General features: G+C 60.5%; 29 protein-coding genes and 1 tRNA gene. 17 read left to right on the top strand and 13 right to left on the bottom strand.

Going from position 1 to position 24,551, the window contains the following annotated elements:
* Window positions 1-153: 153 nt before the first annotated feature.
* Entirely contained in the window at window positions 154-1,398 is a 1,245-nt protein-coding gene (locus FJ958_RS07475) for a YcbK family protein (protein ID WP_140741148.1), read from the top strand.
* 249 nt (window positions 1,399-1,647) lie between these two features.
* Window positions 1,648-1,722: transfer RNA gene (locus tag FJ958_RS07470), tRNA-Glu, on the top strand.
* Window positions 1,723-2,778: 1,056 nt separating this feature from the next.
* On the opposite strand, the gene FJ958_RS07465 is transcribed toward FJ958_RS07470, so the two are convergent.
* A complete protein-coding gene (locus FJ958_RS07465) occupies window positions 2,779-3,000 on the bottom strand; it encodes a hypothetical protein (protein ID WP_140741147.1) in 222 nt (73 codons plus the stop codon).
* A gap of 17 nt (window positions 3,001-3,017) precedes the next feature.
* Here FJ958_RS07465 and FJ958_RS07460 point away from each other — a divergent pair, with 17 nt between their 5' ends.
* The 5 genes from FJ958_RS07460 (at window position 3,018) to FJ958_RS07435 (ending at window position 6,046) form a co-directional block, all read left to right on the top strand.
* Window positions 3,018-3,245, top strand: a complete 228-nt coding sequence (locus FJ958_RS07460; protein ID WP_246679525.1) for a transcriptional regulator — start codon at window positions 3,018-3,020, stop codon at window positions 3,243-3,245.
* The gene (locus FJ958_RS07455; protein WP_140741145.1) at window positions 3,242-3,559 is read left to right on the top strand and encodes a hypothetical protein; all 318 of its coding nucleotides are present in this window, start codon (window positions 3,242-3,244) and stop codon (window positions 3,557-3,559) included. Before FJ958_RS07460 ends, FJ958_RS07455 begins: the two co-directional genes overlap by 4 nt.
* A gap of 757 nt (window positions 3,560-4,316) precedes the next feature.
* Window positions 4,317-4,559 carry a hypothetical protein gene (locus tag FJ958_RS07445; protein WP_140741142.1) on the top strand — a complete coding sequence of 81 codons (243 nt, stop codon included), beginning with the start codon at window positions 4,317-4,319 and terminating at the stop codon, window positions 4,557-4,559.
* Window positions 4,560-5,109: 550 nt separating this feature from the next.
* Entirely contained in the window at window positions 5,110-5,655 is a 546-nt protein-coding gene (locus FJ958_RS07440) for a J domain-containing protein (protein WP_140607525.1), read from the top strand.
* A 139-nt stretch (window positions 5,656-5,794) separates the two neighbouring features.
* Window positions 5,795-6,046, top strand: coding sequence for a hypothetical protein (locus FJ958_RS07435; protein ID WP_246676869.1), 252 nt, complete (start codon window positions 5,795-5,797; stop codon window positions 6,044-6,046).
* A 71-nt stretch (window positions 6,047-6,117) separates the two neighbouring features.
* On the opposite strand, the gene FJ958_RS07430 is transcribed toward FJ958_RS07435, so the two are convergent.
* The 7 genes from FJ958_RS07430 to FJ958_RS31805 form a co-directional block, all read right to left on the bottom strand.
* A complete protein-coding gene (locus FJ958_RS07430; protein WP_281406650.1) occupies window positions 6,118-6,504 on the bottom strand; it encodes a TadE/TadG family type IV pilus assembly protein in 387 nt (128 codons plus the stop codon).
* A gap of 109 nt (window positions 6,505-6,613) precedes the next feature.
* Entirely contained in the window at window positions 6,614-7,054 is a 441-nt protein-coding gene (locus FJ958_RS07425; protein ID WP_181176318.1) for a TadE/TadG family type IV pilus assembly protein, read from the bottom strand.
* A gap of 6 nt (window positions 7,055-7,060) precedes the next feature.
* Window positions 7,061-8,287 carry a pilus assembly protein TadG-related protein gene (locus tag FJ958_RS07420; RefSeq protein ID WP_181176317.1) on the bottom strand — a complete coding sequence of 409 codons (1,227 nt, stop codon included), beginning with the start codon at window positions 8,285-8,287 and terminating at the stop codon, window positions 7,061-7,063.
* Between the two features lie 685 nt (window positions 8,288-8,972).
* Window positions 8,973-9,236, bottom strand: coding sequence for a DUF6074 family protein (locus tag FJ958_RS07410; RefSeq protein WP_140741137.1), 264 nt, complete (start codon window positions 9,234-9,236; stop codon window positions 8,973-8,975).
* A 168-nt stretch (window positions 9,237-9,404) separates the two neighbouring features.
* Window positions 9,405-9,701: a DUF982 domain-containing protein gene (locus FJ958_RS07405; protein ID WP_140607530.1), complete on the bottom strand. Its 297-nt coding sequence runs from the start codon at window positions 9,699-9,701 to the stop codon at window positions 9,405-9,407.
* A 183-nt stretch (window positions 9,702-9,884) separates the two neighbouring features.
* Window positions 9,885-10,121 (bottom strand): hypothetical protein, encoded by a 237-nt coding sequence (locus tag FJ958_RS07400; RefSeq protein ID WP_140741135.1) that lies wholly within the window; start codon window positions 10,119-10,121, stop codon window positions 9,885-9,887.
* A gap of 114 nt (window positions 10,122-10,235) precedes the next feature.
* On the bottom strand, window positions 10,236-10,811 hold the full coding sequence (locus FJ958_RS31805) for a hypothetical protein (protein ID WP_210243443.1): 576 nt from the start codon (window positions 10,809-10,811) through the stop codon (window positions 10,236-10,238).
* Window positions 10,812-10,851: 40 nt separating this feature from the next.
* Here FJ958_RS31805 and map point away from each other — a divergent pair, with 40 nt between their 5' ends.
* From map to FJ958_RS07350, 9 genes are all read left to right on the top strand, one after another.
* A complete protein-coding gene (map, locus tag FJ958_RS07390; RefSeq protein ID WP_140741131.1) occupies window positions 10,852-11,679 on the top strand; it encodes a type I methionyl aminopeptidase in 828 nt (275 codons plus the stop codon).
* A 56-nt stretch (window positions 11,680-11,735) separates the two neighbouring features.
* Complete coding sequence (radC, locus tag FJ958_RS07385; protein ID WP_140741129.1) at window positions 11,736-12,497, top strand: DNA repair protein RadC; 762 nt, start codon at window positions 11,736-11,738, stop codon at window positions 12,495-12,497.
* A 318-nt stretch (window positions 12,498-12,815) separates the two neighbouring features.
* Window positions 12,816-13,610 (top strand): hypothetical protein, encoded by a 795-nt coding sequence (locus FJ958_RS07380; RefSeq protein ID WP_140741127.1) that lies wholly within the window; start codon window positions 12,816-12,818, stop codon window positions 13,608-13,610.
* A gap of 490 nt (window positions 13,611-14,100) precedes the next feature.
* A complete protein-coding gene (locus FJ958_RS07375; protein WP_140741125.1) occupies window positions 14,101-14,982 on the top strand; it encodes a cytochrome c oxidase subunit II in 882 nt (293 codons plus the stop codon).
* A 20-nt stretch (window positions 14,983-15,002) separates the two neighbouring features.
* On the top strand, window positions 15,003-16,772 hold the full coding sequence (gene ctaD, locus FJ958_RS07370) for a cytochrome c oxidase subunit I (RefSeq protein WP_140741123.1): 1,770 nt from the start codon (window positions 15,003-15,005) through the stop codon (window positions 16,770-16,772).
* Complete coding sequence (locus tag FJ958_RS07365; protein WP_140741121.1) at window positions 16,769-17,473, top strand: cytochrome c oxidase subunit 3; 705 nt, start codon at window positions 16,769-16,771, stop codon at window positions 17,471-17,473. The genes ctaD and FJ958_RS07365 overlap by 4 nt, the downstream gene beginning before the upstream one ends.
* Before the next feature lie 13 nt (window positions 17,474-17,486).
* On the top strand, window positions 17,487-18,206 hold the full coding sequence (locus tag FJ958_RS07360) for a heme-copper oxidase subunit III family protein (protein ID WP_140741119.1): 720 nt from the start codon (window positions 17,487-17,489) through the stop codon (window positions 18,204-18,206).
* Window positions 18,207-18,215: 9 nt separating this feature from the next.
* Window positions 18,216-18,614 carry a cytochrome C oxidase subunit IV family protein gene (locus FJ958_RS07355; protein WP_140741117.1) on the top strand — a complete coding sequence of 133 codons (399 nt, stop codon included), beginning with the start codon at window positions 18,216-18,218 and terminating at the stop codon, window positions 18,612-18,614.
* A gap of 105 nt (window positions 18,615-18,719) precedes the next feature.
* The gene (locus FJ958_RS07350; protein WP_140741115.1) at window positions 18,720-19,193 is read left to right on the top strand and encodes an aminoacyl-tRNA deacylase; all 474 of its coding nucleotides are present in this window, start codon (window positions 18,720-18,722) and stop codon (window positions 19,191-19,193) included.
* A gap of 55 nt (window positions 19,194-19,248) precedes the next feature.
* Here FJ958_RS07350 and FJ958_RS07345 read toward each other — a convergent pair whose 3' ends face one another.
* The gene (locus tag FJ958_RS07345) at window positions 19,249-20,061 is read right to left on the bottom strand and encodes a DUF2189 domain-containing protein (protein WP_140741113.1); all 813 of its coding nucleotides are present in this window, start codon (window positions 20,059-20,061) and stop codon (window positions 19,249-19,251) included.
* Between the two features lie 250 nt (window positions 20,062-20,311).
* On the opposite strand from FJ958_RS07345, the gene FJ958_RS07340 reads away from it, so the two are divergent.
* A complete protein-coding gene (locus FJ958_RS07340) occupies window positions 20,312-20,494 on the top strand; it encodes a hypothetical protein (RefSeq protein WP_140741111.1) in 183 nt (60 codons plus the stop codon).
* Between the two features lie 54 nt (window positions 20,495-20,548).
* On the opposite strand, the gene FJ958_RS07335 is transcribed toward FJ958_RS07340, so the two are convergent.
* The 4 genes from FJ958_RS07335 to tig form a co-directional block, all read right to left on the bottom strand.
* Window positions 20,549-21,484 carry a heme o synthase gene (locus FJ958_RS07335; protein WP_140741109.1) on the bottom strand — a complete coding sequence of 312 codons (936 nt, stop codon included), beginning with the start codon at window positions 21,482-21,484 and terminating at the stop codon, window positions 20,549-20,551.
* Window positions 21,485-21,635: 151 nt separating this feature from the next.
* Window positions 21,636-22,016, bottom strand: coding sequence for a cytochrome c family protein (locus FJ958_RS07330; RefSeq protein WP_140741107.1), 381 nt, complete (start codon window positions 22,014-22,016; stop codon window positions 21,636-21,638).
* Between the two features lie 155 nt (window positions 22,017-22,171).
* Window positions 22,172-22,696, bottom strand: a complete 525-nt coding sequence (locus tag FJ958_RS07325; RefSeq protein ID WP_140741105.1) for a hypothetical protein — start codon at window positions 22,694-22,696, stop codon at window positions 22,172-22,174.
* A 163-nt stretch (window positions 22,697-22,859) separates the two neighbouring features.
* A complete protein-coding gene (gene tig / locus FJ958_RS07320; RefSeq protein WP_140741103.1) occupies window positions 22,860-24,341 on the bottom strand; it encodes a trigger factor in 1,482 nt (493 codons plus the stop codon).
* Window positions 24,342-24,551: the final 210 nt, after the last annotated feature.

Genomic DNA, 24,551 nt, shown 5'->3' with positions numbered 1-24,551 from the left:
CCATCAAGCAGCCGTAATCGGCGATCACTGCAAAAAAATTTTCAAGCTTGCGGATTTGACACAGGTCTCGTTTCCGGATCGGAGACAAAGGTCACCTTGGACGGCGACATCTCACGCCGCCAAGGAAGTACCGACCGGACATCGAGGGGGAATTTGGCTTTGAAATCAAAAGGATGGAGCCTCGCAAAGGGAGAACGCCGCGCCATCGTGGCAGCGCTCTGCTCCGTGCTCCTGGCCTCCTGCACATCGGCTGGCGACCCGACAATGTCGGTCGTGATGCCTGGCTACAATACCTCCTCTTTGGACATCCACGCGGGAACCACCAGTAAGCCGGTCGCCACCGCCGATTCGTCATCGCAGATGACGGCCACGCAAACGACCGTTATGAGCGAAGGTGACACGGCACTACCCGAAACGGTCGCCTACGTGCCGATGGCCAAGCCCGAAGCCACCTTTCCGCTGATAGCGCCGGCCGGCGCTGAAACAATCGCGGGACAAACGCCGCAGTCCCTGCAGCAGCCGGTGCAGACGGCGCAGCAGACCGACGCGGTCGCCCAGAAGATCGCCACCGCCGATGCCGCCGTGACGGCGCCAAAGCCCACCGCGGCGCCGGTGATGAACAACCCGGTCTATGTGACCGCGGGTGAAACACCGCAAGCCGAGCCGCCGAAAAGAAGAGGCTTCCTGGCCTCGATGTTTGGCGCCACGCCTGCCTCGGCGACGCCTGCTCCGCTGGTCAACACGCGATCGGGCGAACAGCCGGCCGCGCAGGCCAAACCAGCGCCGGCGGCGGCAAAGCCGATCATCACTTTGGCCTCCGCCGATTCCACGGCAAAGCCGATACGGTTGGCTTCGACCGGTGACGAGGCCGGTCACATCACGGGCAGCGACGCCCTGCCCGGCGTGCGCCAGACGGCCCTGTTCGAGATCAAGCGCAAATCCGGCCTCGACGATGAAAGCGACGTCGACCTCAACGAGGACGAAGGCGGCTCCTATCAGGTTGCGTCCGCCGCCGGCATGGCGCGCCTGGCGCCCAACGGGCTGCTGAGGCAGAACGAAAGCGTCGATGTGGCCTGCCTGAAGCCGTCGCTGGTGCGCGTGCTGAAGACGATCGAAGGCCATTACGGCCGCAAGATGGTCGTCACCTCGGGCTATCGCGACCCTGCCCGCAACCGTCGCGCCAACGGCGCCAAGAATTCGCTGCACATGTATTGCGCCGCCGCCGACATCCAGGTGCCCGGCGTCTCCAAATGGGAGCTGGCGAGCTACGTCAGGACGATGCCCGGTCGTGGCGGCGTCGGCACCTACTGCCACACCGAATCGGTTCACGTCGATGTCGGTCCCGAGCGCGACTGGAACTGGCGCTGCCGGCGGCGCGGCGGCGGTGACGAGGGCTGATTTCGGAGTGGGCCAGCCGGACACCAACCAGAATCTGGTGTTGCGGGGCGATCCAACGTCGAAGTGGCTCGCAATCGCCTGAAAGAGTTCGCAAATCGATGCGGTCGTCTTGTTGGGGCACCGGCCGGAAACTGGTGTCAAGGCCGCGCAAATCGATCGCTTCGGCAGGTCGGAAAAAAGTTGTCGCGAGCGGCCACAGACGGGTTGCCGGTTGCGTGCAACGTCAGTATAAGCCGCTTTCATCTGAGCGCGCCCATCGTCTAGCGGTCAGGACACCGCCCTTTCACGGCGGTAACAGGGGTTCGATTCCCCTTGGGCGTACCAGAGATTTCAAGCGCTTGGCACCTACCCCCTGAACTTGTCGAATAAGCACCGAATAAACGGTCGCGGACGGAGGAGGACATTCGCATGCCGCTTTCGAGGGAAGAAGTCGGATGAAGTGTCCGCGCTGTACGATTGCCATACACACCGCTTGGTCAGCTAAGGCCTTTTTCCATGGCAGCCAAAATCTCACAATGGCGTACAGAACAACTCAATGCCCGGCGTGCGACCGGTGGATTATCAGATAAAGAAGAGCCTCGAACTGATTGGGAACTGGTGGTGCCTCGCGCTGCGGGTCGCGGCCCGGTTTCACCTGAAGTTCCACAGACTATCGCTGTGACTATCTCGAGGCCTGTAACGTCCTTTCAAAGCTCCAAGGCCGCCGCTGCTCCAAGCGCTGCTTGCAATCGATGCTTCGTGCGCATGGCTACACTGCAAAGGATCTGGCAAAGGAGGTCGACCTGCTCCTTTCTGGCCAAACTGGCGGCGGCTGGAAAGCCTGTTTCCAAGGGATAACGGCCCGCCACCGTGAGGCAGCGGGCCAAAAACTTCCGCGATGTCGTGATCGGTCGGGCTCGGCCGTTGCGGGGTAAAGAAAACGCCCACCACGTTATTCCGCAGCGGGCGCCAGTTCGGGAGGAGTGTCCCCTTTTACCCGTGGACAATGGTACGCCTCGCTTAGCTGGATAATAAGCTCGCGCCAGTTGAAGTGCTGGACATTCGAGTTGCGTGATTTTTCCGCCACAGACATAGCAATGCCGCCCCCCGAAGCAGCCGGGCCCTTTTTCGCCTGGGGAACGCTTAGGATTTCTTATCGCCGTTGGGATTTGGTACTGGTGCCTCTCGCACATCTCGCGGCGGCGGATCGACATGTTTGGGCTGTGGCGATTCTTCCTCGTCGGGACGACGGACAGGCGGCTTCTTCGGGTCGGGCCTCGCCGGAGGTTCTTTGACCTTGATTGGCATACCCAGTTAACCGGCTTCCCGGCATCTCGTTCCGTTGAACGCAAAAGGCCCGGAAGCCGAAGTCGCCGGGCCAAAAAATGGCCAGTCTTTGAGTCAATTGACTGTCGCCCCGCCAGTCGGGCCGAAAAGCTCCTCATCGCTGATTTCGGTGTGCCTTACCGTCGCCGCCGACATCGCCAGCATCGTCTCGAACGTCACGATGAACTTGGCAACGCAGACGCATTCCTGGTTACCGTCGAAACCGCGCTGGTTGGCGAAGTACGAAACGTGATAGAGGTTTTTCGAAAGCTCCTCGACGCGACCAACGCCTTGCACGAAGGTGTTTCTGGGGGATGATCGAATTGATGATGCCGACACAGTGCCGCGCCGCTCGCGCGCAGCAGAACCTCGCCGACGCGGCCAAGGTCGGCGTTGCGACGCTCCAGAATTTCGAGACCGGAATGTCAACCCCCGCAACGCCACACTGGAGGTCCTGGAACGCGCTCCGTGAAGCCGGCGCTATCTTCCTCGAAGACGGACAGACGGTCGACGGCGGCGCCGGCGTTAGGTTGAGGAAATGACCGCGATCCTGGCCGCGTTGTGCGCCTACGCATTGATGCTTTCGCCGGCAGCCTCGGAGCCGGCGCTGACCCCGATCGCACGGTGTGAGAACTTTCTGCGGTTTTTCGAACTGCATGGTGAGAGTCACAAGAGTTACAGGCGCATCAGCGTCACGGAGCAAGTTGATCCGCTGAAGGTGACGATCGAATTCGAAATCCGCAACAAGGCGCATGCCCCCCATCGGTTGGTCGCGTCGTGCGAGTTCTATCAGGATCGGCGGCACATCGGCTTCATCACGTTGGACGGATCGCGCAGCCAGATCATCTACGACTGAGCGTCTGGACGAAGGAAGCTCGGTTTCGTAGCCTATGGCGACGCGTTCGAGGAAGCTGGCATGCCGCATCGGGCGATGAAGACCTATCTGACGGATTTGTAAGCGTAGCAGCCCCGCCAGCATGCGTCTCCCGCCGCCGCTGTCCTACATCGCCGAGGCCTCTGGCGCGCGCTGGCGTCTCCCGGGAGCGCTCATATCAGATTACAAATCGTATTTGCGTTCTTGCTAATATAAGAGCATGATCAAATCAGCCGGGAGGAACTCCGGCATGGCTCGGCTGCTGGTCCCCCAAAGGAAAAACCCCCGGCAGCCGGGCCGCCTTCTCTCCGCACCTAGCGCACTGAAGCTTAGGATTCGGATCCCGCCGGCGGTCGACAAAGTAATCATGTTCGGAGCTTTTCGGCGTTCGAGTAGTTCCCGATCGTGGCCGTGTCGCTGAACAAGATCGCGAACCTGCTCAACCATCAGACCAAACTTGTGTGCGAAGTATTCAACTTCGTATCTGGAGTTGGCCGCCGAACTGGTCAGCAAGAGACTTCGTCACGCCGTGGCCGTCCGAACCGCCTTTGGCGGCTGCCGCGTACTTTGCCGCCGGCCCTTGGGTCGACTTGTACCGAGTGGTGGCACAATTCGGTTTCCGAAATCACGTGCACCGACCGCGGACTTTGATGGCACCACCGGGGTCGATCCTATCCGTTGACGGTTATCTGACGTTACGTTAACTTTTCATTAGTTTTTACTAAAATAGGAGCTTCTAATGAAACTTGCTATCGCGTGCGCGGCTGTTGTCCTTGCCGCGTCAAGTGCCGCTGTGGCGCATGAAAAGAAGGCAAAGGTCACTGCCAACGCATGTGCCGGTCTGTCGATCAAGGCGGTAAAGGCAGCAAAATTGGATTGTACGGCAACCGGTACCGCCATTTCATCACAGACTGACACAAGCAAACCCAAGCCGCGCCTGGGGTACGATACCAACCCTTGGGTTTTCTCTTTCGGGCTCTAATTTCCTTCCGCAGCATGCGCCTGGCGAACCGAAGCTCCCTGGGACGTTTCCTGCGGAACGATGACACACCGCCGATGAATCCGAGCGGGTCGTGATCGACCGGATAGGTTCCCGCTAGTGATCTCTTCGCGCTCGTCGCCAGCGATTGGTTGAGCCATCCCATTGCCGGGGCTTGTCCGGGGTAGTAGCAGCCCAAGCGTCTGAGCAGCGAAGCGCGCCATGAGTTCGCCACTCTCGAACACCCTATGAAAATCCCCCTTCGATAGAGGCAGCTTCCGCGATGAAACCTACCTTGCACTGCCGAATCGGCGATCTGTGCAGGGTCGCGAATCTGGGTGTCTGCTTGGGCAAGCGCTCACCCGGAAGCGCCTCGCCCAACAGGCGCCCGACATCTGTCCGTGGCGGTGATTGATACCGTCCATCGCCGTGAACCAAGGTCTGGATTTTGCAAAGCAAAGCTCTGACATCTCCACCTAGACTTGATCCTGAGCCGTTGGATATTCCGTATTCTGGTAAATCGGCATATAAGCGCGCCAGGGGAACCAACTCTATGTTCATTGACTATTATGAAATTCTCGAAATTAGCCCGAACGCCAACTCGGAAACGTTAGAGCGGGTGTTTCGTTACTTTGCCATGCGCTACCATCCCGACAACCAAGACACCGGCGATGAGGCACGCTTTAGCGAAATCGTGGAAGCTCATAACATCCTGAAAGACCCGGTCAAACGCGCTCAGTACGACATCAAGTACAAAGACCACTTGAAGCTTCGCCGCGAGTTGATTGAGGAAACCGGCAATAACAAAGGTATAGAGCGTGACGTCGTAATTCAGGCAAAACTTCTCTCGCTTCTTTACGTCAAACGCCGACAAGACGTCAACGATCCTGGCATTGGCGATACAGAACTTGAACGCCTGTCAGGTTGTCCTCGTGAGCATCTCGAATTTCATCTTTGGTATCTGAAAGCAAAAGGCTGGATAGGTAGGGTCGAAAACGGCACCTTCGCGATCACCGTGGAGGGCATCGATCGCGCCAATGCCGAACATCGTCGTGAACCCGCCATACGACTATTGGACCGTGATGTCCGTGGCGCCTGAACCATTTGCCGCTGCAAAGGATCCGCCGTTCCATTGACGGCAACGGCGCTCCGTCCCCCAGGGATAATGGGAAGCCTCGCCCGCGCGACAAGAGCGTGACATGGAGGGAACCAGTGGAAGTGCCACGCGTTCTCGCCGCATGCTCAAGAAGATCGCCTTTGCCGCCGTTCTGATACAGGTCGCCGTCTTTTCGGCTCTCATAACTCAGACGGTTCTTTTCGCATCATCCACCACTACCCACGCCGCGAACGTAGTGTCTGGCGAAGCTGTCGCGGCCATGGACAGAGAATGCGCCGAGGCAATTCGGCCGAATATTCCGGATCATTGCCTTGGACGGATTGAGGCGACGAGGCCGATTGCGACGGCGATCATGCGGACGGCCGCGCAATAGCGACCCGCCAGGGTAAGGCAGCGGGCCGTACATCCCTTGATCACCAAAGCTCATGCTTGGCGGACCGTGGCCTATCCGCCGACCAGCGGCACGGTAACGGTCGTCGCGTAGTTGATCGGGAAGGCGCTGAAATAGGGAAAATTGATGACGAAGGCATAGCTGGCGGTCAGATGTGCCATGCGGAAGCCACCACTCGCCGGATCCATGACGATCGTGACGACGACATCCTTCAAACCCAGGGCCTGAAGTTTCTGTGTAGCGATAGCCTGGATGTCCGCCTGGGTCAGCGTGTTCTGAAGCTGCAGCGAGCGTGCCGACATCTCCAGCGTATAGCGAACACTGGATATGGAGTTCATCGACCAGCCGAAGGCGAAGATGCCAAACAAAAGCATGATGAGAAAGGGGGCGATCAATGCGAATTCCAACCCGGCACCGCCCGATCGATCCCGCCTGAACACGGCTGCCTTGGCGCAGGTCCAGGAAAAGTGCGAAGCGGTTTTCCGTCCGGAATTGCGTCCCAGCAAGGACATGGAGCGGGCCTGCGTTTCCGTGAAACGAAGGACGCCTCTAGCGGACACGGATCACCTCCAGGTGGCCGATGACGCTGGACGTGGAAAAGGCGCCGAAGGTGAAGGGCGGCACCCAGGTGGCCGACGCCTGGATCTGGACATAGACCGATGGCGCCTTGGGCCCACTGCACAGGGTGGCGGCGTCGACCACGGTCGTCCCGCACATGTAAATCCGGCTTAGCGTGACCTGGCCATCCGCCGGCCGCTTCTCCCAACTCGAAATGGCAACGGCCTGGGTCGCCGTATCATTGGTCGATCCTGCCATGACCAGGTTCGCGGCAGTCTTGACGCCTGCGCGCATCGACAGTGAACTCGTCACGTAGGACCAGCCGTCCAGGATGCCGAGCAGCGCAACGCACAGGAAGGGTAGAATCATTGCGAACTCGACGGCCGCAACGCCCGCCTCATCTTTAAGATACGAGATCGATCGACGCTCCACGGCAGGCTACTCGACCAGCGCCACGGACTGCGTGGCCGGAATATCTTGCATGCCAAGGCTCGTGCAATCCTGATTGATGGTTGAGTTTCCGGACCATTGGATCGTGTTGGCGACGACCTGGGTGCAGCCGCTGTTGCCCGAGAAATTGCCGAGATAGCTGATCTGCTGTTTTGGGAAGTAGATGGCCCCAGTCAGTAGCGAGTCGGCCGTGCCGTTGAAGGTGCTGGATGCGCTGTTACCTGTCCTGTCGCCATAGAACAGAACGCCTGAATAGGTGCCTGAAGTCGGCGCACTGAGCTGCACAGAGGCATTGCCGTTTATGCTGACCGTCGAACTGCCCGACATGAAGATGGTCACCCCGGTGCCGGTAATGGCAGCGTTGGCGTTTATCTTGAGATTGCCCTGAACGACATAGACGCCCGGCTGGAGGGCGACGCTGCCGCTAAGACTGAGCCCATTACAGTACGTACCCGGCGCCAGCGTCGCTTTGTTGCTGTTCTGGCAGGGGTTGGTGGCCGCCGGCGTCGGCAGGCCGGCGAATGGATCGGCGGCCGGCAGCGCCTGGGTGATCGGGGCTGCGCAAACTGTCGTGACGGGGTTGTTGAGAGAGACGCCGCCCGCCGTTATCAGGCAATCGGCCTGGAGGCCTGCCGAACCCTGAAGCTTGATGGCATCCGAGGCAATCGAATTGGACATCACCGAGCAACCGGTGAGCTTCACGCTGGTGTTGCCTGAAAACAGCGTAGCCTGCGATGCGGATGGATCGAGCGCTAGCACGCAGGCCTTCGAGGCATTGGTGATGAGGGCCACCGCCCTCGCCTTTTCGGGAACCTGGCCCTGCGTGAAGATCGAAGTGAACATCCGGTCGAGGTTCTGGCTGACGATGACCTCGACCGCTTTCTTCGCCGTGTTCGGTCCGGACGCCGGCGGCGTGTTGACGACGATCGTGCCGGAACCCAGCCCATTGGAGGCGGCCGACTGGGTCGCGGCCGCGACGATCGTCGGCTTGTCTGACCCAGAGATCTGTTCGAGCGCGCCGGCATAGGCCGCGGCGTCGGCCGTCGCCTGAAGTTTGAGGCTGTTGTAATACCAGTAGGACGTTTCGATACCGAAGCCCGCCGCCCCGACGACGATCGGTAAGGTCAGGGCGAATATGGTGGCAACATTCGCGCTCGTACCCCGGCGTATACCGTCCGCTATAAGCCGAATTCGGGTGAAGCGTTTGAAAGTCATGACAAATTAGAAGACACGCACATATGAACGAACGGCTAAAAAGTTCGGTTCATTTTTTGATCGGTGGCCTATTGGCCTCAAAAAGAAAGAATTTTCGTTGGCCGATCCGCGCACAGTAGGACTTATGTCTGGCAGACTTGGGACTAAGGTCCTGCAGACGAGGTTATCGGTATCGTCCCATGCTTTTCTGACGGGACAGCCGATACGAAGGCTAGATGCGGGCAGCGAAGGCGAGCCTCAGAGCTGCCAGCCTGCGACAGGTTCGTGCCGACGCCCTGCCCTACCAGTTCACCCTGAACCCGACATTGCCGCCATAGGTATGCACCCGGTCGGCGAACTTGCCGTCGAAGGTGGCGAAGACGGATGTCTTGGAACCCCAGTTCAGCTTGACGCCGGCGGTGACGGCGACTGCGTCCTCGGCAGCGCCAGCGCCCTGGACGACGAAAGCACCGAGCGGTCCGGCTTGAACTCATGCTGCCATGCCGCGCGGCCCGGGCCTGCAGCGTCGTCCCGCCAGGGGCGACCGTCGTGTCGAGGTGCAGGCCGAGCGAGGACGGCAGCAAGATGACCGCGCGACCGCCGAAGTCGAGGCCGAGCGCTCCATCGCTTGCCGAGTCTCAGCTACGACCCGCGTTCGCGCGCCGTCGTGCAAATAGCGTGGAGTTATCGGGGGTTGGATATTACTTCAGGCTGAAAGAACTGGTGTCGCTTCGGCGGTCGTGCCAGCCGAAAGTTCTCTCTGTACCGCAAGGAAAAACCTGCGTACTTCGTCACTGGCTGCCGCCCTGTCCCTGCCGGATCCAACGACGAGATCAAGCAACTCGACCGCTTTTGCCTTCCAGAAGGAGGTGGCGGTCTCGCCGTGCAGATTGCCGAGATTGGCTGCAACTTCTTTGACCAAGAATAGCTGACGGTCGATCGGGAACGCACGGACTTTTTCTGGGGACATCTTCCGAACCATGAGACTGACGCAACGAATCAACCATTGCTGAACAAGCAATGGCCTAGCCGCGAAGGTGGAAACGGAAGCTTAACGCCGCTATCGAGACGATCTGGTCGCCGGATCGTAATGTGCAATCAAGTCGAGCTGGTTTGATCGGGATAGGCGGAGCGGGCCTCAGGCCTGGAGCACCCTGGCCTCACCGCCACGCTTGCGCGGCGCCATCATGTCGCTGGCCATCAGTCCGGTGACACGGCAGAACGCCATGAATGCCCGGCAGGCATCCTCGGTCTTGACTACATCCACCGTTGCGCCGAAGCAGGCATTGAAAGCCTTTTGATAAACCGGTCCCTGCCGGCGTGCCGGCCAGTCCTGGAGAAAATCGAGCGCCTGCTCGACGCTATAGATCTCCTCGACGGGCAAGCCGGACCCTGGCGCGATCCGCACCGGCACCTCGAATTGCAATCTATCCATCCGACATCTCCAGAACCGGCGTCGCCCCAGCAACGCCGTTCGTCGTCAAAAGTTGCTTGGTCTGACGTGCCACGCAAATGTGTCGTCACTGCGGAAGCGGTCGCGTTTGCCGCAACGGGCCGAGGAAAACCTACCGGCGCCGAGCGGCCCGGCAGGTCCCCCCAATGCATCCCGGCAGCGTGATCATTGGTTGGCCAGGTCGGTCTCCGCGTCGAAGGCCATGCGCACCACGGTCAGCAGAACATAGGCCGACGGCAACGCGAATAGGACGCCAAGGACAAGCGCTCCGGCTCCGGACAAATAGAGCGTCTCGGCGATCGCCCAATAAGCGGTTCCGATGCAGATGAGCGCCTGGACGGAGAGGAATGAGGCGGCCGAAGCCGCTCGCGACAGGCTTTTGAATGTCTTGATCCGTTGCATTGAATTGATCCGGAAATGACGCGTCGCGCCACCAATGCGCGGCTGACGGCCGCCGCACGGGTCGCGACACGAGTGGCATGCGAAATGATGGTGAAACCTGCGGTCCTGGACCGCTCAGGCCCGCGTGGACGGCGGCGCGCGCGGCTGGTTGCTGTTTACGCTGGGCGCGCCGATCGCCCCATGGTCGGCAATAAATACGGCAGGTAACGTCGGATCGAACCGAAGGAAGACAGCTTGCGGCGCCGGCAGGGCCGGATGGCCGCTGGCGAATTTGGCCAGCACTGGCCGGGCGCCGCGAACCTCCAGCGCCTGCGCCTTGTTGGTGACACGCGGCAGTGCCGCCAACTCGCCCGACCGTTCCAGACCAACGCTGACGCCGCCCTGTGCAGGGTCCGCGAAGGTTGGCACATCAGGCCGGCCGAGACACAGCATCGCCAGCAGCACCAGGCCCATCAGACATGAGCAGGCTGCCGTCAGCGGCGCTTCAAGCGATCTGGCGCACTTGCGTGAGGGAGGCGATCTCCAAAACATAACCCGCCCTAACGCACGATGGGCGGAAAAGAAAGCAAACCGTGCAAAACCGACCAGAGATGACCCCGACCAGACCAATATCCCGCCCACTCGGGCGGTATCAGACAGTTCTTCCTTGAACCTTTTGCCCCCAAGTGCCAAATCTGGGGGGATCTTCACGCCAGCACTCCTGCAGCGCCCCACCTTCTACACGGACAAAATGGTCACCTATCTCGACGCCGCCACGGCACCGCTCAGAAATACCGGCCAGATCCGCCTTTATGGCGAGGAAGGGTTTGCCGGCATGCGCAAGGCATGCGACCTCACCGCGCGCTGCCTGGACGAACTGGTGCCTATGGTCGCTCCCGGCGTCACGACCGATACCATCGACCGTTTCGTCTTCGAATTCGGCATGGACCATGGCGCGCTGCCGGCGACGCTCAATTATCGCGGCTATACGAAATCGTCCTGCACCTCGATCAACCATGTCGTCTGCCATGGCATTCCAGACAACAAGCCGTTGAAGGATGGCGACATCGTCAACATCGACGTCACCTACATCCTCGATGGCTGGCACGGCGACTCCTCGCGCATGTATCCCGTCGGCACCATCAAGCGCGCCGCGGAACGCCTGCTCGAGGTCACGCATGAATGCCTGATGCGCGGCACTGCCGCGGTCAGGCCGGGTGCCCGCACCGGCGCCATCGGCGCCGCCATTCAGACCTATGCCGAGGCGGAACGCTGCTCGGTGGTGCGCGACTTCTGCGGCCATGGCGTCGGCCAGCTGTTCCATGATGCGCCCAACATCCTGCACTATGGCAACGCCAGTGAAGGCGTGGAAATGCGGCCCGGCATGATCTTCACCATCGAGCCGATGATCAACCTGGGCCGGCCGCATGTGAAGGTCCTGTCGGATGGCTGGACGGCGGTGACGCGTGATCGCTCGCTGTCGGCACAGTATGAGCACACGATCGGCGTGACCGACGCGGGCTGCGAGATTTTCACGCTCTCGCCCGCAAAACTCGACCGCCCCGGCCTGCCGGCCTGATATTTTGACATGTCGGGCGACTGTTTTGCCCGATTGATTGCCGGATGCGGGGGCGCATGGGGAAAGTCAGCGACGACGACGAGCGGAGTTTCTTCTCCGAGGTGCCGGTACCACCCGCGGCGAAAGCCAGGCCGGTATCCGAGGAGAAACCACACTATCTCGGCCATCGCGACCGCCTGCGCGAGCGCTTTGCCTCGGCGGGTCCGGATGCCCTGCCCGACTATGAACTCCTGGAACTCCTGCTCTTCCGCCTGATCCCGCGCGCCGACACCAAGCCGACCGCCAAGGCGCTGCTGGCGCGCTTCGGCACTTTGGCCGAGGTGCTTGGCGCGCCCGTCAACCTGTTGCAGGAGATCAAGGGTGTCGGCCCGGCGGTGGCGTTCGACCTGAAGGTCGTCGCGGCGACAGCGCAGCGCATGGCGCGCGGCGAAGTCCATGGCCGTGAAGTCCTGTCGTCCTGGACGCAGCTTCTCGCCTACTGTCGCTCGGCCATGGCGTTCGAGGCACGCGAGCAGTTCCGCATCCTGTTCCTCGACAAGAAGAACGCGCTGATCGCCGACGAAGTACAGCAGACCGGCACTGTCGACCACACACCCGTCTATCCCAGAGAAGTGGTCAAGCGGGCGCTCGAACTGTCGGCGACCGCGATCATCCTGGTGCACAACCACCCCTCAGGCGACCCGACGCCCTCACGCGCCGATATCGAGATGACAAAGGAGATCATCGACGCGGCCAAGCGGCTGGGCATCGCCGTGCACGACCACATCATCATCGGGCGAAAAGGCCATTCCAGCATGAAGGGCCTGCTGCTGATCTAGCGCATGTGGCTCGCATGGCGCGTCGTACCGTGGCCAAGCTTTCAACAATTCAGCGTGCTTCCTATAAACCAGCCCGCAACTTCTGCCTAACCGCTGGGGTTGATGCCTAGGACCATCGTCCGGCTAGTATGGGACTTCAGTACAGTAGTAGTTTTACTGCGCCGATTTTGAAGTAATATCAGGAGGTTACGGCGCCTTCTGGATCCGGCCAAGGGATTAGGGACACATTTAGCCAAAGTTTATTCTGTACTTTTAGCGATTTCTCATAAGAGGCTGTTTTAGCGTTGGGCGGAGTGGCGATTCCCGAGGAGAGACACTATGACAAACCGAAAAACTCTGTTCGCGGTACTTGCCGCATTGGCGCTTCTTGCGTCCCCGGCGCTCGCCGGCAACGGGCACGGCAATGGCGGTGGCAATGCCGGCGGCAACGGCGGCGGCCAAGGCAACGGCGGCGGCGGCGGCAAGGGTAATGGCAATGGCAATGGCAATGGGAATGGCAACAGTGGCGCTTCGCATGGCAAGTCTGCGTCGGCTCCAGGGCATGCGGCCAAGACGGAAACGGACACAACGACCGACACCACGGTCGATACGACTCAGGTCGCGTCCGTGCCCAACGACAAGAACATCCATGCCAAGCTCGGCCGGCTGAACTCGCTGCAGCGCAATATCAACGCTTACATGAATTCCAGGAGCAAGAAGTTCGCTGCCATTCAGGCGTATGTGACACAGTCCGCGAAAGCCAAGGTCGCCCAGGCCGCGGCTGACGCGGCGGCCGCGACAGCGGCCACCGCCCAGGCCCAACTGGATACTCTGAACGCGCAGCTGACCGCGCTGCAGGCGGATTCGTCAGCCACGACTGCCCAGATCCAGGCTGTGAAAGACCAGATCACCGCACAGCAGGCCATTGTCGACACCGACAATGCGGCGGCGGCCCAGGCCGAGGCGGCAGCCACCGCGGCGGCCGTCGGCACCGATCAGGCATCGCTTGACGCAGCGCTGGCGGGTATGGCCAACAAGCCCGTCGATGCCCAGGTCACTGCCTGGGCCCAGGGCGTCCTTGCCGGCAAGATCGATCAGGCGGCCGCCACGATCCAAGCAGGGACAGGCCCGTAGCGCATCGCGGCCGAAGCGGCGATAGTCAGCCAAGAACACATGCCGCCGGGCCTCCCCCGGCGGCATTGCCATTTCTGGCCCTTGGGAAGAAAACTGGCCAAGGAAACCAGTCTGCCGCTATCCCGCGCACCTGTCCCGCCGGACATCTTCCCACGAAATCGGAGATAGGCGGCTTTTCCGTCAACGCATGCGCGAAAACCGTCGCCAGCCCCGGTGGTTGAAGATGCCGATATCGAGATGACCAAGGAGATTGTCGATCCGGCCAAGCGGCAAGGCCTTGCCGCATGACCATCATCGTTGGGCGGAGAAACGCCATTCCATGATAAAGGACCTGGTCCCGCCCTGGGGAATGGCCCGCCTCGAAGCGCAAAAGCTGCATTTTTTCCCGTCAAGATAGTCGGCGCTGGAATTGCGACCCCAAATCGAGCTATGATGCAGCTGGTATTTTTCGGGACGGCTTCGCGCCCCTGGAATGCCGGAGGGACGGGACATGGCCGTAGCGCTTGTACTCGTTTTGATTGTAGTGGGCTCAGTGTCGTTTCACCTCCTGAGCCCATGGTGGTGGACGCCGATTGCCTCGAACTGGGACTATATCGACAACACCATCATCATCACCTTCTGGATCACCGGCGTCGTCTTCGCCGCCGTGGTTCTATTCATGGCCTATTGCGTCTTCCGCTTCCGTCATCGGGAAGGCAACCGAGCTGCCTACGAACCGGAAAACAAGCGGCTCGAATCGTGGCTGACGATCGTCACCGCAGTTGGGGTCACGACGTTGCTGGTTCCCGGCCTGTTCGTCTGGAGCCGGTTTGTTACCGTTCCAAGCGACGCGACCGAGGTCGAGGTCATTGGCCAGCAATGGCAATGGAGTTTCCGCCTGCCCGGCAAGGATGGCAAGCTCGGCACGTCGGACACACGCGACGTCAGTGCCGACAATCCGCTGGGGATCATCCCCGGCGATCCCAATGGTCAGGACGATGTCGTGGTCGAAGCCGCTGACCTGCATTTGCAGGTCGGCAAACCGGTCAAGATGCTGCTTCGCTCCATTGATGTGCTGCACGATTTCTTCGTGCCGGAATTCCGCGCCAAGATGGACATGGTCCCGGGCTCGGTCACCTATTTCTGGTTCACCCCGACCAAGACCGGAACCTTTCAGGTCCTTTGCGCCGAACTTTGCGGACAAGGGCATCCTTTGATGCATGGTGTGGTCGTCGTCGACACGCAACAAGACTACCTGGCCTGGATTGGTCAGCAGCAGACTTTCGCGCAGCTGTCGGCACCCCAGAAAACGGGCTCGGCGGACCAGGCATCGGGCACGATGGCGTCAGGTTTGAACGTTGCAGCAAAGCTCGAAACGGTCGGGTCTCGCTGAAAAGAACACGGAGCGTTCCCATGGTCGACATCACGCCTGCAGATGGAATCCCACCGGCCGAAGTCGCGGAAGTGGAACTCTACCATCCTCACAGCTGGTGGACAAAATACATCTTCTCGCAGGACGCAAAGGTGATAGCCGTCCAGTATTCGGCGACAGCAACGGGAATCGGCCTGGTCGCCCTGGTGCTATCCTGGCTGATGCGGCTGCAACTCGGCTTCCCCGGTACGTTCAACTTCATCACCCCGGAAGCCTATTACCAGTTCATCACCATGCATGGCATGATTATGGTGATTTACCTGCTCACCGCTCTCTTCCTTGGCGGCTTTGGCAACTATCTGATCCCATTGATGGTCGGCGCGCGCGACATGGTCTTTCCCTATGTCAACATGCTGAGCTACTGGATCTACCTGCTCGCCGTGCTGGTCCTGGTGTCGAGCTTCTTTGCGCCCGGCGGGCCGACTGGGGCCGGCTGGACGCTCTACCCGCCGCAGGCCATTATGAGCGGCACACCAGGCGGCCAGGACTGGGGCATTATCCTGATGCTCTCCTCGCTGATCCTGTTCATCATCGGCTTCACGATGGGCGGCCTGAACTATGTGGTGACCGTGCTGCAGGGCCGCACGCGCGGCATGACAATGATGCGCCTGCCGCTGACCGTCTGGGGCATCTTCACTGCGACCGTCATGGCGCTGCTCGCCTTTCCGGCGCTGTTCGTTGCCAGCGTGATGATGCTGCTTGACCGGGTCCTGGGCACCAGCTTCTTCATGCCGGCAATCTCCGAGCTGGGCCAGCAACTGGCGCACAATGGCGGCAGTCCGATCCTGTTCCAGCACCTATTCTGGTTCTTCGGCCATCCCGAGGTCTATATCGTGGCGCTGCCGGCCTTCGGCATCGTGTCCGACCTGATCAGCACCCATGCCCGCAAGAACATCTTCGGCTACCGGATGATGGTCTGGGCCATCGTCGGCATCGGCGCGCTGAGCTTCGTGGTCTGGGCGCACCATATGTATGTCAGCGGCATGCACCCCTATTTTGGCTTCTTCTTTGCCACCACGACGCTGATCATCGCCATTCCAACCGCCATCAAGGTCTACAATTGGGTACTGACCCTGTGGCGCGGCGACATCCATCTCACCATACCTATGCTCTTTGCCCTGGCCTTCATCGTCACCTTTGTCAACGGCGGGCTGACCGGGTTGTTTCTCGGCAATGTCGTCGTCGATGTTCCGCTGTCCGACACGATGTTCGTCGTCGCCCATTTCCACATGGTCATGGGTGTCGCCCCGATTCTCGTGGTTTTTGGCGCGATCTACCATTGGTACCCGAAGGTCACCGGCCGGATGCTCGACGAGACGTTGGGCCGGTTCCATTTCTGGGTCACGTTCCTCGGTGCCTACCTGATTTTCTTCCCCATGCACTACCTCGGCCTGATGGGCGTGCCGCGGCGCTATGCCGAACTGACCGACATGACCATCATGACGGAGTCGGCCCGCCACCTGAACTCGTTCATCAGCATCATGGCGTTCATCGTCGGCTTTGCCCAGATGGTGTTCCTGTTCAACCTGATCTGGAGCATCCGCCACGGCCGCGAGACCGGCGGCAATCCGTGGCGGGCTACGACCCTCGAATGGCAGACGCCGCAAACACCGCCGGCCCACGGCAATTTCGGCAAGAACCTGCCGATCGTCTATCGCTGGGCCTATGATTACAGCGTGCCGGGCGCCAAGGAGGATTTCATCCCGCAGAACATGCCGGGCTCCTTCGGCCCATCGAGAGAGCCGACATGAGCGTCATCATAGTCTTCCTGTTCGTCGTCGCCGGCTTTGCCGGATGGTGGCTTTCACATCAGGGGCTGATGTCGAAGCCATGGCTCGAGCAAGGTCTGGCCGGAGATGTTGTCGCCCTCAACCGGTCAACGCTGCCAACCGCCAAGATCGGCCTCGGCGTCTTTCTCGCCGTCGTCGGCTGCCTTTTCGCGCTCTTTACCAGCGCCTATTTCATGCGGATGGCGGTGCCGGACTGGCAGCCGTTGCCGCTGCCGCGGCTGCTCTGGCTCAACACCGGCGTGCTGGTCCTGAGCAGCATAGCCCTGCAATGCACCTCGGTCGCGGCGCGCAGGGGCCAGATCGACACAGTCAGGCTCGGCCTTGCCACGGCCGGGCTCACTGCGCTCGCCTTCCTGATCGGACAGCTCATGGCATGGCGGCAGCTGACCGCCGACGGCTATTTTCTGGCCTCCAATCCGGCCAACAGTTTCTTCTACCTGACAACCGGCATGCATGGCCTGCACATATTGGGAGGGCTGGTGGGTCTGGGCAGAACCACCACCAGCGCCTGGACTGGAGCGCGGCCGGAGCGGGTTCGCCTCGGCGTCGAGCTGTGCGCCATGTACTGGCATTTCCTGCTTTTCGTCTGGCTTGCCATCTTCGCCCTGCTCGCCGGCTGGGCCGCGACGTTCGTCGATATTTGCCGGCTGTTGCTGACCTAAGGGGATCAAGCGCATGGCACAGACACTGACACATATCGGCCAGACGGAGCCACGGCCAGCGGGCTGGCGAGGCATTGCCGCCGACTGGTCCTCGGATCAGCGCGCGTTCAAGAACGTGTCCTGGGGCAAGGCCATGATGTGGATCTTCCTGCTCAGCGACACCTTCGTCTTCGGCTGCTTCCTGCTCTCCTACATGACCGCGCGCATTTCCACACGCGTGCCGTGGCCCAATCCGAGCGAGGTCTTTGCACTCCGTATCGGCGGCTCGGATATCCCGCTGATCCTTATTGCCATCATGACCTTCGTGCTGATCTCCAGCAGCGGAACGATGGCCATGGCGGTCAATTTCGGCTACCGCCGCGACCGCCGCAAGACGGCAATTCTCATGCTTCTGACTGCTGCACTCGGTGCGACCTTTGTCGGCATGCAAGCCTTCGAATGGACCAAGCTGATCACCGAAGGGGTGCGGCCTTGGGGCAATCCCTGGGGTGCCGCGCAATTCGGCTCATGCTTCTTCATGATTACCGGCTTCCACGGCACGCATGTGACCGTCGGTGTGATCTTCCTGATCATCGTGGCGCGCAAGGTCTGGCGCGGAGACTACGACGTCGGACGGCGCGGCTTCTTCACCAGCCGTACGGGTCGCTACGAGAACGTGGAGATCATGGGGCTGTACTGGCACTTCGTCGATCTGGTCTGGGTGTTCATCTTCGCATTCTTCTATCTTTGGTGAGAGGCAGACATGGCTGAAGCAACCGCAAACGGCCTCGGGCAAGACGCACTTCACGCCGCGCATGAAGCGCCGGCGACTCGCATCGCCTATACGGAGGTTCACCAGGAGCACCCGATCAAGCTCTATCTGGTGGTGTGGGCGTGGCTGTTCATCCTCAGCACCTGCTCCTACCTGGTCGACTATTTCGGCCTCCACGGCTATCTCAGATGGTCGCTGATCCTGATTTTCATGATCCTCAAGGCAGGATTGATCGTCGCCGTCTTCATGCACATGGCTTGGGAACGGTTGGCTTTGGCATATGCCATCATCTTACCGCCAATATTGGTCCTGGTGTTTGTGACAATGATGGTCTTCGAAGCGGATTACACGCTTTTCACGCGGCTGGCGTTTTTCGGAGCCGGGCCCTGACGCGAACCATCAGCACCGGTCCATTTTTAGTACCCGAAACGACATTGGGAGAATGATTTCCCTCGTTTCCCCACGCGTCATGAACTCCGGCAAAGGGAGACCAAGATGACGATCGCAGCCAGACTGAAGGACTTTATCGACCAGAAGGGAATCTCATACGACACTGTCGCCCACCATCGCACATCCACCAGCAGACAGGCCGCCATTGCCGCGCATGTACCCGGCAGCATAGTGGCCAAATCGGTGGTTGTTCACCACGAGCTCGGCTATGCGCTGGCCGTGGTGCCCAGCACCCACAGGATAGAACTCGGCACATTGCAAGACGTCATGGACAAGCGTCTCGGGCTCGCCTCCGAAGACGAGGTGATTTCGCTCTTCGGTGATTGCGACACCGGCGCCATCCCGCCGATCGGCGCAGCCTACGATGTGCCGGTGATTGTCGATGAAAGCCTTGGCGATGCCGCCGACATCTACTTCGAAGGCGGCGACCACAGAACGCTGGTGCATGTCAGCGGCAAGGATTTCCGCAACCTGACCATGGGTGCACATCAGGCCCGCTTCAGTCACCGGGCTTATTGACGGATCGATCAAGCTCGCACCGGCACTCTGGCCGGTGCGATGACGCAAAACCTCCTCAACTCGCCGGTCTGGCGGGCGGCCCCACAACCTTGCGGTAGACATGCCAGGTGGCGTGACCGAGGATCGGCAACACGACGGCAAGCCCGGCGAATACTGGCAGCGAGCCGATGATCAGGCCGACGGCCACGATCAGCCCCCAGACGGCCATCACGATCGGGTTCGCCAGGACCACGCGCACCGAGGTGTGGATCGCTTCATAGGCGCCGATATCGCGGTCGAGCAACAATGGGAAGGCGACGACCGTCGTGCACAACACCACCGCAGCGAAGACGAAACCGATGGCATGTCCCAGGACAATCAGCGTCCAGCCACGTCCGGTGGCGAATATTGCATTGATGAAGCCGGATATCGATTCCGGCGGAGCCGGGCCGAAAAGGTATTGGTAGAACATCTGCGCCGTCAAAAGCCAGGTGATGAAAATTGCAAACAGCATGATCCCGACCGCCGCGATGGCCGGCAGCGCCGGAGAATTCCTGACCTCGAATGCATGACGCCAGGAGGTGTCGAGTCCGGCCTCCCGTCTACGGCTGATTTCATAGAGGCCTATCGCCGCGAATGGGCCAATCAGCGCAAAACCAGAAACCAGCGGAAACAACAACGGCAAAGCATTGGCGCCTGAAGTCCAAGCGGCGAGCACGACGCCCACGAGCGGATAGATCAGGCAGAGAAAGACGATATGCGACGGTTTGACCATGAAATCATCGACGCCCCGTTTGAGCGCGTCGAAAAGGTCGGAAACACCGATTTTCCTAATTTTGGTATGTTCCAGCGTCTCGCTGGCGCCTGCTATCACATGAAAGCTTGCCATGACCGTTCCTCCAGACCGGGTCCGGAAGGTCGCGGTTTCGCGGTGCTGTCGTCTGCATGATTGGCCACGCAAGACCGCGACCTGCACCGCCATCAACATACTCCCCTGCGCGGGACTTGTCGCCCGTTGTTGGCAAGGATAGGAGGACCGAGCGGCTCGGCTGCCTCTGGCGGCACTTCTTCGATATGCTTAGCAGCGCCGCGCACCGTTTTTGGGGCACGCAAAGATGCTGTACCCGTTGGATTGGCGCATGATCCTTTCCCAACCAGAGGTCGGCGAAGCAAAAATCGATCCCGATTTTCAGGATCATGCGCTGGTCGAAAGTGACGACCATGGACGCAAGGACGCTTCTCATACTCAGCCTGGCATGATCATTCTGCTGCTGCTGGGATTCTGTGCGCTGCCATCGCGACAGCTCTGTAAGCATCTTTAGCACGGCACGTGCCGACCGGCCGCCGGAGAGCGGTTCGCGAACGGCGATCTGCGCTCAAACTCCGGCTGAGATCAAAGTGCGCGTGACAATGGTGTCGGCAAGCAGCGCGGCGAAGATCACGAAAAGATAGAAGATCGAATAGGCAAACAGCGCCTTGGCCGGTTTCAGTTCCTTTTCGGGAGCGGCCAGAACCTTCCAGGCGTGCCAGATGAAAGCGGCACCCAATGCGGCCGAGGCAATTCCGTAGTAGCCGCTGGCGAATCCGAAGAGCCAAGGCAGCACGCCGACCGGCGCCAAAAGCAGCGCATAGGCAAGGATCTGCCTTCGCGTTGAAGCAGGGCCTGCCACATTCGGCATCATCGGAATGCCGGCAGCGGCGTAGTCGCCAACCTTGAACAGCGCCAGCGCCCAGAAATGCGGCGGCGTCCACAGAAAGATGATCAGAAACAGGATGAGGCTTTCAATGCCGATGGCGCCAGTTGCGGCGGCCCATCCAATCATCGGAGGAAGGGCGCCAGCCGCGCCGCCGATGACGATGTTCTGCGGCGTCGAGCGCTTCAGCCACATCGTGTAGACGACGACGTAGAAGAAGATGGTGAAGGCAAGCAGCGATGCTGCAAGCCAGCCTACCAGTACGCCGAGCGTCATGACCGAAAGCCCGGAAAGCACAAGGCCGAAGCCGAGAGCTTCGCCCGGCGTGACGCGGCCCGACGGAACCGGCCGCCGTGATGTGCGCGACATCAACGCGTCGATGTCCGCGTCGTACCACATGTTGAGGGCCCCCGCCGCTCCCGCTCCGATCGCAATCGCGCCGATTGCAATCACGGCAATGGCCGGATTCATCCCGCTAGGCGCCACCATCAGACCGACGAAAGCGGTGAATACGGCAAGCGCCATGACCCGCGGCTTCATAAGCGCGAAGAAATCACCCGCCGTCGCTTCCGAGGGGCGGATGACGGTATCGTTGAGGCGGCTTTCCCCAGTCGACATCTTCAGACCACTGATCGAAGCGGGCAAGCTGGGCCATGATCCCGAACTGAACGCCCGCGCAAGCGAGAACTGGTACCCTGCTTTTGCTTACGCTGTCCTTCGGTTCGGATAAAATCGCGGTAGAGCAAGGACGGATGGCGGAGAAGCCAGGTCACTTGGAAAACGTTTTCAGATAAGCAATGACATTGGCCACGTCCGCATCGTTCTTGAGACCTGGAAACGCCATCTTGGTCCCTTTGACCATAGCCTTGGGGTCGTGAAGGTAGGTCGTGAGTGTTGGTTCGTCCCATTTGACGCCGGATTTGCCGGCCGCAATCATGGCATCAGAATATTTAAAGTCCGGATGCGTCCCGGCGGTGCGGCCGATGACCCCGTGCAGCGATGGCCCGATCTTGTTCTTGTCTTCATTTACGATGTGGCAGACTTGGCATTTGGTGAAGACCTTCTCACCAGCCGCGGCGTCCTGTGCCTGGGACGGATGCGCGACGAAGATCGTAACGGACACCGCAGCGAAAAACGCTATAGTGCGCATGGCATTTCCTCTCTGATCGTCATTTGTGTCTTGGACGATCGCATCTGGGCCGAATATCCGCCCTCCCCAGTGGAATTGCGGTACCAATGTACCATGGAATCCAGGCGGCGGGTAGAAAAAGCCAAGCATCGCTGAGGTTTAGAACCCGGGCGCGCTCAAGGCGGGTCGGTGTTGCAGCTCCCGGCAATCTGCGCGACCGCCTCATCAAGCCCCGCAAGGTCGAAATCCGCCTGGCCGCGCCCCGACAGCAACCCGAACCGCCAGGAGAGCAACAGCCGGCTTGCGGGAACAAGACGCTTGATGCCGTCGGCGCCGTCGCGCATCAGCAATCGGCCTCGCGACCCGACCGACCAGCTCTCGTTGAACTTGCCGCCACCATCGACGGTAACCGACATTGTGATCTTGCTGCCGGCCGAAACCGCGTCATTCAATTGCAGCCATTCGGTCCAACGCGGTTCGCCGGCTGCCCGGCAGGCAATGGTCAGGACCGGGCTGTAGCTCAAGGCGCCACCCCCGGTGATCAGTTTGTTGGTGGCATGGAGTGAAGCCGTGGCAAGCCCATCGTCACCCGTGGCAAAGCGCCAGCTGCCGCCAATCGCGTCGGCGTAGGCGACATCACAGGCGAAGGCCAGAACAAGCGACAAGGCGACAGCACGCCCCGTTTCGAAGAATAGGCTCAACGCCCCCTCCAGGAACCACACGGTTTGCAGCAGAAGCGCAGATAATGATCAACGCTTGGTATCGCCAAGGGCCGCTTCCCGCAAAGCAAATAAGCTGTTGCAGTTCCGCAACGAAAAAGGCCGCCTCAGGGGCGGCCTTGATCAATTCCATCGGGTGCGGAGCTTATTCGGCGTCCTTGGCGGCCTTCTTCTTCGGCGCGGCCTTTTTCTTCGGCTCTGCCTCGTCGCCGGCCTCGTTCGCCTTGGCTTCAGCCTTCTTGGCCGCGGCCTTCTTCGCCGGCTTGGCCTTGGTCGCGGTTTCCGCTTCCTCGTCGTCGGCCATCAGCTCTTCCTTGCTGACCTTGACGTCGGTGACCGAGATCTGCCCGAGCAGGTGGTCGACCACCTTCTCCTCGAACATCGGTGCCCGCAGCGCGTTCAGCGCTTCGGGGTTGCTGCGGTAGAATTCGAAGGCTTCCTGCTGCTGGTTGGCCGGGAAGCGGCGAACCTGCTCGAACAGGCCGCGCTGCAACTCCTCATCCGAAACGGTGACCCCGGCCTTTTCGCCGATCTCGGCCAGCACCAGGCCGAGGCGCACGCGGCGCTCGGCAAGGCGCATATATTCGGCGCGGGCTTCTTCTTCGGTCGTCTCTTCGTCGGCGAAAGTGCGGCCGGCGGCTTCCAGGTCGCGGTTGACCTGCGCCCAGATGTTGTTGAACTCGGCCTCGACGAGCTTCGACGGCGCCTCGAACGAGTAGGCCGCATCCAGTTGGTCGAGCAGCTGGCGCTTGACCTTCTGGCGCGTCATCGAGCCGAACTGGTTCTCGATCTGGCCGCGCACGATGTCACGCAGGCGCTCGAGCGATTCCAGGCCAAGGTTCTTGGCGGTCTCGTCGTTGATTTCCAGTTCGCCGGGCTTCGACACTTCCTTGACGGTGACGTCGAAGGTGGCTTCCTTGCCGGCCAGATGCGCAGCCTGGTAGTTTTCCGGGAAGGTCACGGTGACCTGCTTTTCGTCGCCGGCCTTGGTGCCGATGAGCTGATCCTCGAAGCCTGGAATGAATTCCTTGGAGCCCAGCACCAGTGGCTGGTCGGTGCCGGCGCCGCCGGCAAAGGCCTCGCCGTCGATCTTGCCGACATAGTCGATCGAGACGCGGTCGCCTTCGGCGGCCTTACCGGTCTTCGGCTCGTAGCTGCGCGCCGATTCGGCGACGCGCTTGACCTGCTCGTCGATTTCGGAATCCGGCACGTCGAATACCTGACGCGTCACCTTGATGTCGGAGAAATCCTTGATCTCGATGGCCGGGATGACCTCGTAGTTGAGGCGGAACTCGAAATCGGCGCCGCCGGCCAGGATCTTCTCGGCTTCCTTTTCATCCTCGGTCATGATGACCTCGGGCTGCATGGCGGCCTTTTCGCCGCGCCCGGTGATGATGGAACGGGTCGAATCGTTAAGGATCTCGTTGACCACTTCGGCCATGAACGACTTGCCGTAGACCTTGCGCAGGTGCTGCACCGGCACCTTGCCCGGGCGGAAGCCGTTGATGCGGACCTTGTTCCTGGCGTCGGTGAGCCGCGCCATCAGCTTGGCTTCCATGTCACCGGCCGGCACGGTGATCTTGATCTCGCGCTTGAGACCGGAGTTGAGAGTTTCGGTGACCTGCATCGTAAAACCTTTGTTTTCACCAATGAGGCTGCCAAACGGCTCCCTGCCGTTCACAGCCTGCCGGTATAGTCTTGCCGGAAATGGCTTTTGGTACGGAACCTGGCGATTTGACCGAAATTACGGCTCAAACTCTTCCAAACTGCGTTCCAAGATGTGAATAAGTTCTTGTTTTTCCTACTTCTTATCACATTCTGCAGAAGCGGATCGTCG

This window comes from Mesorhizobium sp. B2-3-5 (genome assembly GCF_006442395.1).
Taxonomy (GTDB): Bacteria; Pseudomonadota; Alphaproteobacteria; order Rhizobiales; family Rhizobiaceae; genus Mesorhizobium.
The sequence above is the reverse complement of the archived record's forward strand: the minus strand, read 5'-3'. Positions and strand labels throughout refer to the sequence as shown.

Coding starts and splice junctions, on each gene's coding strand:
- FJ958_RS07460 (WP_246679525.1), top strand. CDS start 3,018: ATGATCGAATTGATGATGCCGACACAGTGCCGCGCCGCTCGCGCGCAG.
- FJ958_RS07400 (WP_140741135.1), bottom strand. CDS start 10,121: ATGCAACGGATCAAGACATTCAAAAGCCTGTCGCGAGCGGCTTCGGCC.
- radC (WP_140741129.1), top strand. CDS start 11,736: ATGGGGAAAGTCAGCGACGACGACGAGCGGAGTTTCTTCTCCGAGGTG.
- FJ958_RS07420 (WP_181176317.1), bottom strand. CDS start 8,287: ATGACTTTCAAACGCTTCACCCGAATTCGGCTTATAGCGGACGGTATA.
- FJ958_RS07335 (WP_140741109.1), bottom strand. CDS start 21,484: ATGTCGACTGGGGAAAGCCGCCTCAACGATACCGTCATCCGCCCCTCG.
- FJ958_RS07380 (WP_140741127.1), top strand. CDS start 12,816: ATGACAAACCGAAAAACTCTGTTCGCGGTACTTGCCGCATTGGCGCTT.
- FJ958_RS07375 (WP_140741125.1), top strand. CDS start 14,101: ATGGCCGTAGCGCTTGTACTCGTTTTGATTGTAGTGGGCTCAGTGTCG.
- FJ958_RS07435 (WP_246676869.1), top strand. CDS start 5,795: ATGCTCAAGAAGATCGCCTTTGCCGCCGTTCTGATACAGGTCGCCGTC.
- FJ958_RS07345 (WP_140741113.1), bottom strand. CDS start 20,061: ATGGCAAGCTTTCATGTGATAGCAGGCGCCAGCGAGACGCTGGAACAT.
- FJ958_RS07405 (WP_140607530.1), bottom strand. CDS start 9,701: ATGGATAGATTGCAATTCGAGGTGCCGGTGCGGATCGCGCCAGGGTCC.
- FJ958_RS07365 (WP_140741121.1), top strand. CDS start 16,769: ATGAGCGTCATCATAGTCTTCCTGTTCGTCGTCGCCGGCTTTGCCGGA.
- ctaD (WP_140741123.1), top strand. CDS start 15,003: ATGGTCGACATCACGCCTGCAGATGGAATCCCACCGGCCGAAGTCGCG.
- tig (WP_140741103.1), bottom strand. CDS start 24,341: ATGCAGGTCACCGAAACTCTCAACTCCGGTCTCAAGCGCGAGATCAAG.
- FJ958_RS07440 (WP_140607525.1), top strand. CDS start 5,110: ATGTTCATTGACTATTATGAAATTCTCGAAATTAGCCCGAACGCCAAC.
- FJ958_RS07360 (WP_140741119.1), top strand. CDS start 17,487: ATGGCACAGACACTGACACATATCGGCCAGACGGAGCCACGGCCAGCG.
- FJ958_RS07350 (WP_140741115.1), top strand. CDS start 18,720: ATGACGATCGCAGCCAGACTGAAGGACTTTATCGACCAGAAGGGAATC.
- FJ958_RS07340 (WP_140741111.1), top strand. CDS start 20,312: ATGATCCTTTCCCAACCAGAGGTCGGCGAAGCAAAAATCGATCCCGAT.
- FJ958_RS07330 (WP_140741107.1), bottom strand. CDS start 22,016: ATGCGCACTATAGCGTTTTTCGCTGCGGTGTCCGTTACGATCTTCGTC.
- FJ958_RS07445 (WP_140741142.1), top strand. CDS start 4,317: ATGAAACTTGCTATCGCGTGCGCGGCTGTTGTCCTTGCCGCGTCAAGT.
- map (WP_140741131.1), top strand. CDS start 10,852: ATGGTCACCTATCTCGACGCCGCCACGGCACCGCTCAGAAATACCGGC.
- FJ958_RS07355 (WP_140741117.1), top strand. CDS start 18,216: ATGGCTGAAGCAACCGCAAACGGCCTCGGGCAAGACGCACTTCACGCC.
- FJ958_RS07455 (WP_140741145.1), top strand. CDS start 3,242: ATGACCGCGATCCTGGCCGCGTTGTGCGCCTACGCATTGATGCTTTCG.
- FJ958_RS07410 (WP_140741137.1), bottom strand. CDS start 9,236: ATGTCCCCAGAAAAAGTCCGTGCGTTCCCGATCGACCGTCAGCTATTC.